This is a genomic window from Streptomyces ossamyceticus, from assembly GCF_001418475.1.
GTDB lineage: Bacteria > Actinomycetota > Actinomycetes > Streptomycetales > Streptomycetaceae > Streptomyces > Streptomyces ossamyceticus.
This window is the reverse complement of record NZ_LIQX01000058.1, coordinates 1-14,996: the sequence shown is the minus strand read 5'-3', so window position 1 is coordinate 14,996 and position 14,996 is coordinate 1. Positions and strand designations below refer to the sequence as shown.

10 protein-coding genes are annotated in these 14,996 nt (G+C 73.1%); 7 read left to right on the top strand and 3 right to left on the bottom strand.

Annotation, left to right across the window (positions count from 1 at the left end; genetic code table 11):
• Positions 1 to 24: 24 nt before the first annotated feature.
• The 3 genes from AOK15_RS05430 to AOK15_RS05420 form a co-directional block, all read right to left on the bottom strand.
• Positions 25 to 573 (bottom strand): GNAT family N-acetyltransferase, encoded by a 549-nt coding sequence (locus tag AOK15_RS05430; RefSeq protein WP_055513329.1) that lies wholly within the window; start codon positions 571 to 573, stop codon positions 25 to 27.
• Positions 574 to 648: 75 nt separating this feature from the next.
• Entirely contained in the window at positions 649 to 2,220 is a 1,572-nt protein-coding gene (locus AOK15_RS05425; protein ID WP_055513327.1) for an alpha/beta hydrolase, read from the bottom strand.
• Between the two features lie 162 nt (positions 2,221 to 2,382).
• Positions 2,383 to 3,426, bottom strand: a complete 1,044-nt coding sequence (locus AOK15_RS05420; RefSeq protein ID WP_055513325.1) for an Rv2578c family radical SAM protein — start codon at positions 3,424 to 3,426, stop codon at positions 2,383 to 2,385.
• Between the two features lie 211 nt (positions 3,427 to 3,637).
• On the opposite strand from AOK15_RS05420, the gene AOK15_RS05415 reads away from it, so the two are divergent.
• From AOK15_RS05415 to AOK15_RS05385, 7 genes are all read left to right on the top strand, one after another.
• Positions 3,638 to 4,081, top strand: coding sequence for an SRPBCC family protein (locus AOK15_RS05415; RefSeq protein WP_055513323.1), 444 nt, complete (start codon positions 3,638 to 3,640; stop codon positions 4,079 to 4,081).
• Positions 4,082 to 4,269: 188 nt separating this feature from the next.
• Positions 4,270 to 6,672, top strand: a complete 2,403-nt coding sequence (locus AOK15_RS05410; protein ID WP_055513321.1) for an MFS transporter — start codon at positions 4,270 to 4,272, stop codon at positions 6,670 to 6,672.
• Positions 6,673 to 6,991: 319 nt separating this feature from the next.
• A complete protein-coding gene (locus AOK15_RS05405; RefSeq protein WP_055513319.1) occupies positions 6,992 to 9,496 on the top strand; it encodes a SpoIIE family protein phosphatase in 2,505 nt (834 codons plus the stop codon).
• A gap of 364 nt (positions 9,497 to 9,860) precedes the next feature.
• Positions 9,861 to 10,583 (top strand): class I SAM-dependent methyltransferase, encoded by a 723-nt coding sequence (locus tag AOK15_RS05400; RefSeq protein WP_055513317.1) that lies wholly within the window; start codon positions 9,861 to 9,863, stop codon positions 10,581 to 10,583.
• A gap of 137 nt (positions 10,584 to 10,720) precedes the next feature.
• Positions 10,721 to 11,554 carry a M55 family metallopeptidase gene (locus tag AOK15_RS05395; protein WP_055513316.1) on the top strand — a complete coding sequence of 278 codons (834 nt, stop codon included), beginning with the start codon at positions 10,721 to 10,723 and terminating at the stop codon, positions 11,552 to 11,554.
• Positions 11,547 to 12,878 (top strand): M20/M25/M40 family metallo-hydrolase, encoded by a 1,332-nt coding sequence (locus AOK15_RS05390; protein WP_055513314.1) that lies wholly within the window; start codon positions 11,547 to 11,549, stop codon positions 12,876 to 12,878. The genes AOK15_RS05395 and AOK15_RS05390 overlap by 8 nt, the downstream gene beginning before the upstream one ends.
• 96 nt (positions 12,879 to 12,974) lie before the next feature.
• Positions 12,975 to 14,984, top strand: coding sequence for a dipeptidyl-peptidase 5 (locus tag AOK15_RS05385; RefSeq protein ID WP_055513312.1), 2,010 nt, complete (start codon positions 12,975 to 12,977; stop codon positions 14,982 to 14,984).
• Positions 14,985 to 14,996: the final 12 nt, after the last annotated feature.

The window sequence follows — 14,996 nt, the reverse complement described above, 5'->3', positions numbered from 1 at the left end:
CGTGTCGCGCGGCTCCCGCGCGGCTCAGGGAGTGTGCTCGCCGGGCTCCAGCCGACGGGCGTACCGCACCTCCGGTATCTCCACCCCGTCCACGTCGAACGGTTCTTCGATGCCGTCCGGCGTGAAGCCGTGGTGCTCGTAGAAGCGGCGGGCCCGGGCGTTCTCCTTGAGCACCCACAGGAACACCCTGGGGTACCCGGCGGCCCGGCAGCGGTCGAGCGAGGTCCGCAGCAGCGCACCGCCGACGCCGCCGCCGAGATGGCCCGGCCGTACGTAGATCGCGTACAACTCGGCGTCCCCGGTGCTGATGTCGCCGTCCCGGTACGGCCCGTACGCCGCCCAGCCGAGCACCTCCCCGGCGCGCTCGGCGACCAGGTTCACCACCGGGTTGCCGGTCTTGAGGAGCATCCCGCGCCGTTTCTCGGCGTCCTCCGCCACGTCCAGCCCGTCGAGGTGCGACTGGGGGACGAGCCCGGCGTAGGCCGTGCGCCAGCCGCCGACCCGGATCTCGGCGACGGCGCGGCAGTCGGACAGGGCCATGTGCCGGACACGGAGGTCATGAAGATCATCCATGGGGGCACCCTAGGCGGGGCGACGTCGTGGGAGGCGAGGAATTCCCCGCCTCCCACGACGTCTGTCGGGGCCGCGTCAGCCGCGGAAGCCCAGCAGGCCGTGGAGGGTCGAGCCGCGTGACGTCGCGGACGAGGCCTTGTCCTTCCGCGGCTTGGGGTCGGGCTGCTTCTTGCACACCGCGTCGGCCTCGCCGGTGCCGCGCGGCACCGTGCCGTCGGTCAGATAGGCGGCCAGATGCCGGTCCAGGCAGGCGTTCCCGCTGAGGGTGATGCCGTGGTTCCCGCCGCCCTGCTCGACCACCAGGCTGGAGCCGCGCAGCAGGTGGTGGGTCATGACACCGCCCTCGTACGGGGTGGCGGCGTCGCCGGTGGCCTGGAAGATCAGGACCGGTGGCAGCGCGTCGTTGGAGACGTCCACGGGGTTGAGGGACGCCGTGGGCCAGAACGCGCACGGCGCGTTGTACCAGGCGTTGTTCCAGGTCATGAAGGGTGCCTTCTCGTACACCCCCCAGTTGTCGTCACGCCACCGGTCCCAGTCGCGCGGCCAGTGCGCGTCACGGCACTGCACCGCGGCGTAGACGCTGTAGCCGTTGGCGCCCGCGGTGTCGACGGCGGCGAAGTTCTCGTACGCCTCGACCAGCGGATCGTCGTCCTTCTTGTTCACGAACGCCGCGAACGCGGCGGCGAGGTCGGGCCAGTAGCCGTTGTAGTACCCGCCGGGGATGAAGGTGTCCTCCAGTTCGGAGGCGCCCACCTTGCCGTCCGCGGGCTTCCTGGCCAGCGCCGACCGCATCGCGTACCACTTGGCCTCGACCTTCCGCGGATCGGTGCCGAGCCGGTAGGTCCCGTTGTGCCTGGCGATCCAGGCCATCAGCGCCCGGTGGCGGTCGTCGAACGCGTGGTCCTGCTGGAGATTGTCCTCGTACCAGACCCCGGTGGGGTCGACGACCGAGTCCAGCACCGCGCGCCGTACCCGGTTCGGGTGGAGCTTGGCGTACACGGCGCCCAGATAGGTGCCGTACGAGTACCCGAAGTAGTTGATCTTCTTCGCGCCGAGCGCCGCGCGGATGGCGTCGATGTCCTCGGCCGCGCTCACGGTGTCGATGTACGGCAGCACGTCCCCGTACTTCGCGGCGCACGCCCGGGCGAAGTCCTCGGCGCGCTTCAGATTCGCCTTCTCCGTCTTGCCGGTGTCCGGCAGGGAGTTGGGGCGCACCGGCGCGAACTGGGTCGGCCGGCAGTTCAGGGCGGGCCTGCTGGCACCGACGCCGCGAGGGTCGAAGCCGATGACGTCGTACTGCGCGGCCACCTTCTTCGGCAGGGAGGAGGCGAGGTAGCCGGCCAGGGTGAGTCCGCTGCCGCCGGGGCCACCGGGGTTGACCAGCAGCGGTCCCTGGTACTTCTTCGCGGTGTGCGGCACGCGCGACAGGGCGAGCGTGATCTTCCTGCCCCGCGGGTCGGCATGGTTCAGCGGCACCTTCAGGGAGGCGCACTGGAGGGTCGGATACGCGCTGGTGGCGCACTTCTTCCAGGAGAGCGTCGCCACCGGGGCGGCCGCGGAGCCGCCACTCGCGTCGGCGGGGACCGCCGTGACCATCCCGGCCAGCACAGCGGCGGCACCGCACAGGGCGGTCGCGCGTTTCTTCATCTGTCAGGTCTCCCAGGACGGAGGATGTCGAGCCGTGCACACCACGGCCTTTGGTCGCATCGTCCCGGAATAGGGGCGCGGAAGAACCCGGTCTGTCACATCTTGACCCGATCGGCGATGAAGGAGCGCCCGGATGACCCCGAACCGGTCAGGGATGTTCTTTCAGAGAAGCGTCAGTTGGGTGGGTGCCGTGTCCGGAGCCTGCTCCGCCGGGGCCGGCTCGGGCGGCGTGAGCCTCCTCGGCAGTCCCGCGTGCCGGGGCCCCATGCCGAACTCCTCGGCCAGTTCGTGGACCTGACGGGTCACCTGCCGCTGGTACCACTTCGGGGCGTACGCCCCCTCCGCGTACAGCCGCTCGTAACGCCGTACGAGATGGGGGTGATGGCGCTCCAGCCAGGCCATGTACCACTCGCGCGCGCCCGGCCGCAGATGCAGCACCAGCGGTGTCACGGAGGTCGCCCCGGAGGCCGCGATCGCCCGGACGGTGTCGCGCAGCCGGTCCGGGTGGTCGCTGAGGAAGGGGAGCACGGGGGCCATCAGCACCCCGCAGTCGATGCCGTGGTCGGCGAAGGCCCGCACGATGTCCAGGCGGCGCTCCGGCGCCGGTGTGCCCGGCTCGACCGTGCGCCACAGCTCCTGGTCGGTGAAGCCGACGGAGACGGAGATGCCCACCTCGGTGACCTCGGCGGCCTGCCGGAGGAGGTCCAGGTCGCGCAGGATCAGCGTGCCCTTGGTCAGGATCGAGAAGGGGTTCGCGTGGTCGCGCAGGGCGGCGATGATGCCCGGCATCAGCCGGTAGCGGCCCTCCGCGCGCTGGTAGCAGTCCACGTTGGTGCCCATCGCGATGTGCTCACCGCGCCAGCGCGGTGAGCCGAGCCGGCGGCGCAGCAACTCGGGCGCGTTGACCTTCACCACGATCTGGGAGTCGAAGTCGTGGCCCGTGTCCAGGTCCAGATAGCTGTGGGTCCTGCGGGCGAAGCAGTAGACGCACGCGTGGGTGCAGCCCCGATACGGGTTCACCGTCCACTCGAACGGCATCCGGGAGGCCCCCGGGACTCGGTTCACGATCGATCTCGCCCGGATCTCGTGGAAGGTCATGCCCCGGAACTCGGGCGTGTCGAAGGTGCGCGTCGTCACCGCTTCCGCGCCGAACAGCGCGGCGTCCCGGGCCGTGACGGGGTTCTCGGCCAGATGGTCCCAGCGCATGGACGCCTCCTCGGTTGCTCTGACCTCAGAATAGAACACACGTTCCCATGATCGTGCGAATGAGCTTTCGAGCATCGTGTGAAGGTCTTGGCCGGGAGGGATGCGTCGCGGGCCACCCGCCGCCCCCGTGGCCCCCCGATTTGGGCCGTCCGGCCGGGTGGTGGTTGGCTTTCCGCACATCCCCGAGTTACCAAGTGCTGGAGGAAGTGCAATGGCGCAGGTCGAGGCCACGACGGAACGAGTCGTCGCGGCGGACGCGGAGACGGTGTTCGACACGCTGGCCGACTACAGCGGCACGCGCGGGAAGCTCCTGCCCGAGCACTTCAGCGAGTACGAGGTGCGCGAGGGCGGCGACGGCGAGGGCACCCTCGTCCACTGGCGGCTCCAGGCCACCAGCAAGCGCGTCCGCGACTGCCTCCTGGAGGTCACCGAGCCCTCCGACGGCGAGCTCGTCGAGAAGGACCGCAACTCCTCCATGGTCACCGTCTGGCGGGTCACCCCCGCCGGCGAGGGCAGCTCCCGCGTGGTCGTCACCACCACCTGGCAGGGCGCCGGCGGCATCGGCGGCTTCTTCGAGCGGACCTTCGCCCCCAAGGGCCTCGGCCGGATCTACGACGCGATCCTCGCGAACCTCGCCACCGAGGTCGAGAAGTAGACGTCCCGACGCACCCCGCCGCCCCGTGGCCCGGCCCAACAGGCGGCACACCGGCGCCTCTTGCGCCCCTCACCGGTTCGAGTGGATCTCCGTCGCGCTCCCCGGGACGCCGTAACTCGTGGCCCTTACCGGCAGTTGCCGCTTGACGCGGTAACTGTGCGGTAGGTGCCACGAGGGGAGCGGTACGGATGAGCGCGACCACACTGCTGAGGGACGAACCGGCCAGCGCCCCCGCGCCCTCGCCGCCCGCCGCGCCCCCACCGCTCGGCAACGGCCGCGTCCGCTCGGTGTTCTGCGCCCTCCTGGTCGTGCTGCTCCTCGCCGCCCTGGAACAGATGACCGTGGCCGTCGCGCTCCCGCGCCTCGCCGGCGAACTGCACGGCCGGGACCGGATGTCCTGGGTGATCACCGCGTATCTGCTCGCGGCCACCGTCACGCTGCCGGTCCACGGCAGGCTCGGCGAGCTGTACGGCCGCAAGGGTGTCTTCCAGTTCGCGCTCGTCGTCTTCCTCGCCGGGTCGGCCCTCGCCGGCTGGTCCCGCACCATGGACCAGCTCATCGCGTTCCGCGCCCTCCAGGGCGTCGGCGCGGGCGGTCTGATGACCGGCGTCCAGGCGATCGTCGCCGACATCGTGCCGGAGCGGCACCGCGGTCGCTATCTCGGCGCGGTCGGCGCCGTGTTCGGCCTCGCCTCCGTCACCGGCCCGCTCCTCGGCGGCTACCTCACCGACCAGCTCTCCTGGCGGTGGTGCTTCTACGCCAACGTGCCGTTCGGTCTGCTCGCTCTCGCCGTCGTCACCTTCGCGCTGAAGTCACCGCGGACGGAGCCCCGCAGACCCCGGCGACGGCTCGACGTGGTCGGCGCGCTGCTGCTCGCGGTCACCTCGACCTGTCTGGTGCTGGCCGCCGGCTGGGGCGGCACGGCCCACGCGTGGGACTCCCGGGTCGTCCTCGGGCTCGGCGCCGGCGCGGTCGCGGCGACAATCCTCCTCCTCGTCGTCGAACGGTTCGCGGCCCATCCCCTCATCCCCCTGCGGCTGTTCCGGGACCCGGTCTTCGTCGTCACCGGGCTCGTCGGGCCGGCCATCGGTGCCGCGCTCTTCGGGGCGGCCAGTTATCTCCCGGCCTGGCTCCAGCTGGCCGACGGCGCCTCCGCGACCGAGGCGGGCGTCCTCATGCTGCCGATGACGGCCGGCATCGTCGCCGCGTCGGTCGTCTCGGGCCGGCTCATCGGCCTCACCGGGCACTACCGGACCTACCCGGTCCTCGGCAGTGCCCTGGCCGCCGCGGGGATGTGGCTCCTCTCCCGCCTGGAGCCCGACACGCCCCGGCTGGACTTCGGCCTCTGGACGGCCCTGCTGGGCGCGGGGATCGGCATGGTGATGCCGGTCCTGGTCCTCGCCGTGCAGCACTCCGCACGACCCCAGGACGTCGGCACCGCCACCCACGCGAGCAACTACCTCCGGCAACTCGGCGGCAGCGTGGCCGTCGCCCTCCTGGGCACGCTGCTGACGGCCCGGCTCGCCGACCGCCTGCCCGCCCCCGCGGACGGCGGACCCGACCCCCGGTTCCTCACCGCCGGGCCCGTCCACGAGCTGCCCGCCCCGCTGCGCACCGCGTACGCCGAGGGCTGGGCCGACGTCCTGCCGCGACTCTTCCTGTATCTGGCGCCGGTGCTCCTCCTCGGGCTCCTCGTCGCCCTCTTCCTCAAGGGCGACCCGCCGGCCCCGCAGGACGAGGCGCCCGAGGGGGCGATCCCCGACGCGCACACCGCTCCCGTCCCCGGTCCGCAGGACCGCTCGGCCCACGAACCCTGCGCCGCCCCGGCGGCCCCCGGGGTTCCGCTGTGCGGCACGGTGCGGCACCAGGACGGCACCGTCGTGCCGCGGGCCGCGCTCACCCTCATCGACGCCGTCGGCCGACAGACGGGGCGCGGCGGCAGCGGCGAGGACGGGACGTACGCGCTGTCCACGCCCGGACCGGGGCCCTACGTGCTGATCGCGGCGGCCGGCGGCCACCAGCCGCAGGCGGTGAGCGTGACCGTCGGGGGAGGCCCCGTCGAGGTCGACATCGTGCTCGGCGGCGTCGGGCGGCTCACCGGGACCGTGCGCACCGTGGACGGCCGGCCGGTGGGCGACGCGACCGTCACCCTCACCAATGTGCACGGCGAGGTCGTGGTGACCACCCGCAGCGGCGCGCTCGGCGAGTACGCCGTCAGCGATCTGCCGGCCGGCGAGTACACCCTCGCCGCCGGCGCCCACTCCCGCCGCCCCTCCGCGCTGCCCGTCACCGTGCGGGCCGACGGCGAGACACGGCAGGACATCGAACTCGCCGGGGGCGCCGTGCTGAAGGGCACGGTCCGCGCCGGCGGCGGCCGCCCCGTCGAGGACGCGCGGGTCACCCTCCTGGACGCCGCGGGCAACGTTGTCGCCACGCTCACCACCGGCGCCGACGGCACCTTCCGGTTCGACGACCTGTCGGTCGGCGAGTACACGGTGATCGCGACGGGATATCCGCCGGTCGCGACGGTCCTCAGGGTCGCGGGCGGCGACCGGACGGTACGGGACCTGCATCTGGGGCACGCGGACTGAGACGTGGGGCCGATGGGCGCCGGGCCGATGCCGGACGGACGTCGGACGCGGGTGTCCGGGGGCGTTCGGGTCGGCCGCCTGCTCCGATGGCGCCCCGGCGCAGGGCCCCGGTGCCGCACGGGCAGGCGTGCCGCACAGGCACGCGTGTCGAAGGGGCGTACGCGTCGAAGGGGCGCTGAAGGTGTACCGGTCCTTGCGCCGGAGGCTCCGGGTGGTCAATTCCCGTATTGCCACACCTCGCGACGCTACGCCGCCGTACGGTAGTGAAGGCGCCGCAGATCTTGCGAGCCGGCGAGCCGTGGAAGAAAGGGCCTTGGCCATGGACCGTGGCACCGACACGGGCGCGTACACCGGCCACGGAGCGGGGGACGACGCGGTGGGGCGGACCGCGGCCGGCCGTGTCCCCCTGGCCGTGGTCGTCGTCGACCGCGGCGGGCTCGTGTCGCACTGGAGCACCGGAGCCCGGCGGCTGTTCGGCACGTCCAAGGACGACGCGGTGGGCCGCCCCGCCCTGGACCTGCTCCCGGTGTCCGGCGCCCTCCCCGAGGAGGAGGACACCCCGCCCCACGCCGCGTACGGCCCGTACGACGGACTCGGCCCCGACCTGGAGTCCTCCCTCGACGGGCAGCTCTGCTACCCGTCGGCCGGACGGGCCCGGCTCACCGTGCCCGAGAGCGACCGCGACGGGACGAGCGCCCCCGAGACCCCCGGGCAGGGGCACGGCACCCGGACCGACGTCCTGTGGTGGGCCTACCCGCTCGTCGGACCCGGCCCGGGACGCCTGCTGGTGCTGGCCGCCGACGCCGAGGCGCTGCGGGGACACCACGACGGGGTGGCCGTCGAGCGCATCGCGCCCGGTTTCGCCCTCCACACCGACTTCCCCGGCGCCGAGGAACTCGCCCGCCGCCTCCCCGACATCCTGCCGAGCATGAGCGTCGACGACAGCGCCCGCATCGTCGCGCAGGTCCTCGAACTGGGCTACCCCGTCCTGGAGTTCAGCCAGAACGACCGGGTGCCCGTGACCCCCGACTGGGGCGTGCCCCGGCGCGCGGAACGCCGAAGGCGCCGCGAACGCGCCGCGCGCGCCGTCGCCGAGGGGCTGCCGGTGCCGGAGGAGCTGAAGGACGAGGGCGAGGACCTCGAGTACGCCGCCGTACGGGAGCGTCTGGAGTTCCTGAACGAGGTGAGCGGACGCATCGGCACCTCCCTCGATCTGTCCCGCACGATCATCGAGGTCAGCAAGGCCGTCGTCCCCCGCTTCACCGATGTCGCCGGCACCTATCTGCGCGAGCAGGTCGTCGCCGGTGAGGGCTTCCCCGAAGGCGTGCCGGACACGACCACCATGTGGCACCGGGTGGCCCTGGAGCACACGGACGAGCCCGGCCGCTGGGACGACGTCGTCCCCGTCGGCGAGGCCATGCCGTTCCCCGCGCACACCCCGTTCTTCCAGTGCATGACCACCGGCGAACCCGTCCTCGTCCCCCGGATCAGCGAGCAGATGGGGCACGCGATCGCCGCGCAGTTCGAGAAGCGCGACATCCGGCCGCTGATCACGGGCCGCTCCATGCTGATCGTGCCGCTGAAGGCCCGCAACGTGGTGCTCGGTTTCATGATCCTGCTGCGCCACCCGGAGCGCGAGGTCTTCGACGACATGGACCGCGTCACCGGCGCCGAACTCGCCGCCCGCGCCGGGCTCGTCCTCGACAACGCCCGCATGTACACGTACCAGGAGAACGTCGCCGAGACGCTCCAGGACAGCATGCTGCCCACCATCGAGGCTCACCGGACGGGCTGCGACATCGCCACCCGCTATCTGCCCGGCACCCTGCTCGGCCGGGTCGGCGGCGACTGGTTCGACTCGGTGAAACTCCCCGGCGCCCGCACCGCCCTCGTCGTCGGCGACGTCATGGGGCACGGGCTCAACTCGGCCGCGATGATGGGCCAGTTGCGTACCGCCGTGCAGACCATGGCGGCCCTCGACCTGCCGCCCGCGCAGCTTCTGCGCAACCTCGACGACCTCGCCCAGCGCCTCGGCGACACCTACCTCGCGACCTGCCTGTACGCCGTCTACGACCCGATCGCGGGCGAGCTGCACCTCGCCAACGCCGGCCACATCCCGCCGGTGCTGGTCCGCGCGGTGGACGGCCGCAGCGAACTGCTCGACCTGCCCACCGGCGCGCCCATCGGGGTCGGGGGTGTGCCCTTCGAGGCGGTGCGCGTCCGCGTGGAACCCGGTGACCGGCTCGTGATGTGCACCGACGGTCTGGTGGAGGTGCGCGGCGAGGACATCGGCGTCGGCCTGGCGACGCTCTGCGAGTCCGCCGCGCACCCGGCCGCCTCCATGGACGCGGCCTGCGACACCATCATCCGCGCCCTCAACACGCGGGGCGGCCGCAAGGACGACGTGGCCCTGCTGATGGCCCGCCTCAACGGCGTCGAACCGGAGGACGTCGCCGAGTGGCGCCTCGCCCGCGACCCCGTCGAGGTGGGCCGCGCCCGCGCCGCCGTCCGTGAACAGCTGTACGTCTGGGGGCTGGAGCCGCTCACGGAAACCGCCGAGCTGCTGGCCGGCGAGCTGGTCACCAACGCCGTCCGCCATGCGAGGGGCCGCCGCGTCGAACTGCGGCTCGTCCGGGGCGACACCCTGCTCTGCGAGGTCTATGACGAGGACCACACCCTGCCGACGCTCCTCAGCACCGGCCCCGCCGACGAGTACGGCCGGGGACTGCGCGTCCTCAGCACCCTCGCCCGCGAGTGGGGGACGAGCCGGACCGGCGGCGGCAAGACGGTCTGGTTCGAGCTGACCCTCCCGCGCCGCCGCTGACGGACGGCGGGGCGCGGACGCGGGAGGCCCGAGGGCACGGGCGGGGAACGCTTGGGTGGCGCGGCCGGCGACGGCTGGGAGGCGCGGCCGGGGGACGACTGGGTGGCCTGGGCGGGAACGGCTGGGAGGCGGGGACCGCACATGATCGCGGCGCCTGCGCCTGCGCCTGCGCCAGCGCCTGCGCCGGTGCCCGGTGCCCCTGGGGCGTGGGGAGCGCGGGTGTACGCGCGGGTGTGGCGCGGTGTGTGCGATCCGGATGCGGGGTGAAGGTACGCCCCGGGTGCTTGTCCCCGCGTGACGGGCGCGGTAGACCGTTCTGGGCCACCCGTCCGGTGGGCCCGCTGCCATATCCAGGGGGTTGGGCATGAGCGTGACGAGTCGGTACCGGGACGCGTGGGAGGGGTTCTGGCGTGAGGCCCCGGACGAGGCGGGAGCCGTGTTCTGGGACGCCGAGCCCGCGCGGACCTCCGCCGTCCACCTGGCCCTCTTCGAGCCGCACCTCACCGCCCTGGACCTGCCCATGGTGGACCTCGGCTGTGGCAACGGCACCCAGACCCGCTACCTCGCCGACCGCTTCGCCCGCGTCGTCGGCACGGACCTCTCGGCCGCCGCCCTCGACCACGCCCGCCGCGCCGACCCCGACGGCCGGGCCGACTTCCGGCTCCTCGACGCGGCCGACAAGGCGGACGCCGACGCCCTGCGCGCGGACCTCGGCGACGCCAACGTCTATGTGCGCGGTGTCCTCCACCAGTGCGAGCCCGAGGACCGACAGCGACTCGTCGAGACCGTCGCCACGCTGGTGGGGGAGCGCGGCCGGGCCTTCCTCGTCGAACTCTCCGAAGCCGCCAAGCCCGTCCTCATGGGCCTGGCCGGCGGTCCCGCGGGCCCGCCCGCGAAGCTCGCCCCCGTCTTCCGCCACGGCATCGCCCCCGCCGAGGTCAGCGACGCCGCGGTCCCCGAGTACCTGCGCACGGCCGGGCTCACGGTCCTCGCCGACGGAGAGCTGCCCCTCGTCACCACCGAGCACACCCCCGACGGCACCCGGATCGAACTGCCGTCGAGGTGGTACGTGGCCGGCCGGGTCTGAGCACGGGGGCGACACCGGGCGGCACGGGAGCGACACCGGGCGGCCCGGGGACGGAGCCGACCCGGGCAGCAGGGAACCGCACGTCCGACGGGGCTCGTCGCCGCGCCCGTCCGGGGCGGCGCGTAACGTGAGGCGTCATGAAGATCCTCATCAGTGCGGACATGGAGGGCGCCACCGGTGTCACCTGGCCCGCCGACGTGCTGCCGGGTACCCCGCAGTGGGAGCGGTGCCGGGCGATGTTCACGTCCGACGTGAACGCCGCCGTGCTCGGCTTCCTCGACGGCGGCGCCGACGAGGTGCTGATCAACGAGGCGCACTGGACGATGCGCAACCTGCTCCTGGAGCAGCTGGACGAGCGGGCGCAGATGCTCACCGGCCGGCACAAGGCGCTGTCGATGGTCGAGGGCGTGCAGCACGGCGACGTCGACGGCATCGCCTTCGTCGGCTACCACGCGGGCGCCGGCATGGAGGGCGTCCTCGCCCACACCTACCTCGCGAACTCCATCACCGGCGTCTGGGTCGACGGCGTACGGGCCAGCGAAGGGCTGCTGAACGCGCGGGTCGTCGCCGAGTTCGGGGTGCCGGTGGTGCTGGTGACCGGTGACGACGTGGCGTGCGAGGACGCCCTCGGGTACGCGCCCGGCGCGCTCAAGGTCGCGGTCAAGGACCATGTGTCCCGGTACGCGGCGGTGTGCCGCACCCCCGCGCGGACCGCCGCCGACATCCGCGCGGCGGCGAAGGAGGCCGCGTCGCTTGCGGTCCGGCACGAACCGGTCCGGGGCGGACCCTTCACCGTGGCGCTGGAGTTCGACGCCGAGCACCTCGCGATGGCCGCGACCGTCGTTCCGGGCGTGACCCGTACCGGCGAACGCAAGATCGCGTACACCAGCCCGACCATGTACGAGGGCATCCGTACCTTCAAGGCGGTCACGACGATCGTCTCGGCCGCGATGGAGGAGACCTATGGCTGAGCAGACGGCACCCGTGGACGAGCAGGCGCTCGACGAGGTCGTCCGGTTCACCTCCGACCTCATCCGCATCGACACCACCAACCGCGGCGGCGGCGACTGCCGCGAGCGGCCCGCCGCCGAGTACGCCGCCGCGCGGCTCGCCGAGGCCGGGCTGGAACCCACCCTGCTGGAGCGCACCGAGGGCCGTACGAACGTCGTCGCCCGGATCGAGGGCACCGACCCTTCGGCTGACGCGCTGCTCGTCCACGGTCACCTCGACGTGGTGCCCGCGCGGGCGGAGGACTGGAGCGTGCACCCGTTCTCCGGGGAGATCCGCGACGGCGTGGTCTGGGGCCGGGGCGCCGTCGACATGAAGAACATGGACGCGATGATCCTCGCCGCCGTACGGCGGTGGGCCCGCCACGGTGTACGGCCCCGCCGCGACATCGTGATCGCGTTCACCGCCGACGAGGAGGCCAGCGCCGAGGACGGCTCCGGGTTCCTCGCCGACCGGCACCCGAGCCTGTTCGAGGGCTGCACCGAGGGCATCAGCGAGTCCGGGGCGTTCACCTTCCACGACGGAGCCGGCCGTCAGCTCTACCCGATCGCCGCCGGGGAACGCGGCACCGGCTGGCTGAAGCTCACCGCGCGCGGCCGCGCCGGTCACGGCTCCAAGGTGAACCGGGACAACGCGGTGACCCGGCTGGCGGCGGCGATCGCCCGGATCGGCGCCCACGAGTGGCCCCTGCGGCTCACCCCGACCGTGCGCGCCGCCCTCACCGAGCTCGCCGCGCTGTACGGCATCGATCCCGAGCTCGACGACACCGAGGGCGTCGACCGGCTGCTGGAGAAGCTCGGCCCGGCCGCCGCCCTGGTCGAACCGACCGTGCGGGGCAGCGCCAACCCGACCATGCTCGACGCCGGATACAAGATCAACGTGATCCCGGGGGAGGCCGTCGGCCATGTGGACGGGCGGTACGTCCCCGGCGGCGAGGACGAGTTCCGCGAGACCCTGGACCGGCTCACCGGGCCCCATGTCGACTGGGAGTTCGAGCACCGCGAGGTGGCCCTCCAGGCGCCGGTCGACTCGGTGACGTACGCGCGGATGCGGGCAGCCGTCGAGGAGTTCGCGCCCGAGGGCCACGTCGTGCCGTACTGCATGGCCGGCGGCACGGACGCCAAGCAGTTCTCGCGCCTCGGGATCACCGGCTACGGGTTCGCGCCGCTGAAGCTCCCCGAGGGCTTCGACTACGCGGCCCTCTTCCACGGCGTCGACGAACGCGTCCCGGTGGAGGCACTCCACTTCGGTGTCCGGGTACTCGACCGCTTCCTGAGGACGGCCTGACGACACCGGGCCCGCCTTTCCCGCGGACGACGGGAATGTGACCATCGGGCCTAGGAAGCGGCGGCCCGGGGAAGGCACAGACGGGGACGAAGGGAGATGGGGGACAAGGTGCAGACCCTGGCGTACGGTTCATGGCCCTCTCCGATCGACGCGGAGCTCGCGGCCGCCCACGACGGGCACCCCGAGTTCGCGGGGTTCGTCGGCGACGAGGCGTGGTGGACCGAACCACGGCCCACCGAGGGCGGCAGACGCACCCTCGTACGGCGGACCTCCGACGGCACGGAGGAGTCGGTGCTGCCCGCGCCGTGGAACGTGCGCAGCCGCGTCATGGAGTACGGCGGGCACCCGTGGGCCGGACTCCCGAAGGAGACCGGGCCCCTCGTGGTGTTCGTGAACTTCGCCGACCAGCGCCTCTACCGGTACGAGCCCGGCGGGGAGCCCGTGGCCCTCACGCCAGTGTCCCCGGTCGGCGGCGGGCTGCGCTGGGCGGATCCGCAGCTCCACCCCGAGCGGGACGAGGTGTGGTGCGTCCTGGAGGAGTTCACCGGGCAGGGGCCCGCCGACGTACGGCGGGTCGTCGCCGCGGTGCCGCTGGACGGATCGGCGGCCGAGGACCGCGACGCCGTCCGCGAGCTCTCCGACGGGGCCCACCGTTTCGTCACCGGGCCCCGGATCTCGCCCGACGGCCGGCGCGCCGCGTGGCTCGCCTGGGACCATCCGCGCATGCCCTGGGACGGCACCGAACTGATCGTCGCCGACGTCGCCGACGACGGCACACTGCGCGGCGCCCGGACCGTCGAGGGCGGCCCCGACGAGTCGATCGCCCAGGTCGAGTGGGCCGCCGACGGCACCCTCGTGCACTCCAGCGACCGCACCGGCTACTGGAACCTGTACCGGCGCGAGCACGACGGCCGCAACACCCCCCTGTGCGCCCGAGAGGAGGAGTTCGGCGGGCCGCTGTGGAGGATCGGGCTGCGCTGGTTCGCCCTGCTGAAGAGCGGGCTCATCGCCGTCGTGCACGGCCGGGGTGCCACCGCGCTCGGCGTCCTCGACCCCGAGACCGGCCAGATCACGGACGCGGCCGGCCCCTGGACCGAGTTCGCCCCGTCGCTCGCCACCCACGGCGGCCGGGTGATCGCCATCGGCGCCAGCCCGCGCAGCGCGTACGAGGTCGTCGAACTGGACACCTGCCCCGCGGGCTCCGGCTCCGCCGGCACCCTCGCCGGCCGCGCCCGCGTCATCGGCGCCGCGCACGACGACCCGGTCGACCCGGCCCACTACCCCGAACCCCAGATCCGCACCTTCCTCGGCCCCGCCGGACGCGAGATCCACGCGCACGTCTACCCGCCCCACAACCCCGGCTGCCTCGCCCCCGGCACCGAACTGCCGCCGTACGTCGTCTGGGCGCACGGCGGACCCACCAGCCGCGCGCCCCTGGTCCTCGACCTGGCCATCGCGTACTTCACCTCGCGCGGCATCGGCGTCGCCGAGGTCAACTACGGGGGGTCCACCGGATACGGGCGGGAGTACCGCAACCGGCTGCGCGAGCAGTGGGGCGTCGTCGACGTCGAGGACTGCGCGGCCGTCGCCCTCGCCCTCGCCGACGAGGGCACCGCCGACCGCCTTCGGCTCGCCATCCGGGGCGGCAGCGCGGGCGGCTGGACCACGGCCGTCTCCCTCACCACGACCGACGTCTACGCCTGCGGAACCATCCTGTACCCGGTGCTGGACCTCACCCAGTGGGGGTCGGGAGAGACCCACGACTTCGAGTCGCGGTATCTGGAGAGCCTTGTCGGGCCGCTCGCCGAGGAGCCGATGCGGTACGCGGAGCGGTCCCCGGCCGAGCACGCCGACCGGATCACCGCGCCCTTCCTGCTGCTCCAGGGCCTCGACGACGTGATCTGCCCGCCCACGCAGTGCGAGCGGTTCCTGGCCAGGATGGAGGGACGGCCGGTGCCGCACGCCTACATCGCCTTCGAGGGCGAGGGGCACGGATTCCGTCGGTCGGAGACGATGGTGCGGGTGCTGGAGGCGGAGCTTTCGCTGTACGCGCAGGTCTTCGGGTTGAATCCTCCTGGAATCCCTACCCTGGAGCTCGCCAAGTGACCACACCCCCGC

Coding starts and splice junctions, on each gene's coding strand:
- AOK15_RS05430 (WP_055513329.1), bottom strand. CDS start 573: ATGGATGATCTTCATGACCTCCGTGTCCGGCACATGGCCCTGTCCGAC.
- AOK15_RS05425 (WP_055513327.1), bottom strand. CDS start 2,220: ATGAAGAAACGCGCGACCGCCCTGTGCGGTGCCGCCGCTGTGCTGGCC.
- AOK15_RS05420 (WP_055513325.1), bottom strand. CDS start 3,426: ATGCGCTGGGACCATCTGGCCGAGAACCCCGTCACGGCCCGGGACGCC.
- AOK15_RS05415 (WP_055513323.1), top strand. CDS start 3,638: ATGGCGCAGGTCGAGGCCACGACGGAACGAGTCGTCGCGGCGGACGCG.
- AOK15_RS05410 (WP_055513321.1), top strand. CDS start 4,270: ATGAGCGCGACCACACTGCTGAGGGACGAACCGGCCAGCGCCCCCGCG.
- AOK15_RS05405 (WP_055513319.1), top strand. CDS start 6,992: ATGGACCGTGGCACCGACACGGGCGCGTACACCGGCCACGGAGCGGGG.
- AOK15_RS05400 (WP_055513317.1), top strand. CDS start 9,861: ATGAGCGTGACGAGTCGGTACCGGGACGCGTGGGAGGGGTTCTGGCGT.
- AOK15_RS05395 (WP_055513316.1), top strand. CDS start 10,721: ATGAAGATCCTCATCAGTGCGGACATGGAGGGCGCCACCGGTGTCACC.
- AOK15_RS05390 (WP_055513314.1), top strand. CDS start 11,547: ATGGCTGAGCAGACGGCACCCGTGGACGAGCAGGCGCTCGACGAGGTC.
- AOK15_RS05385 (WP_055513312.1), top strand. CDS start 12,975: ATGGGGGACAAGGTGCAGACCCTGGCGTACGGTTCATGGCCCTCTCCG.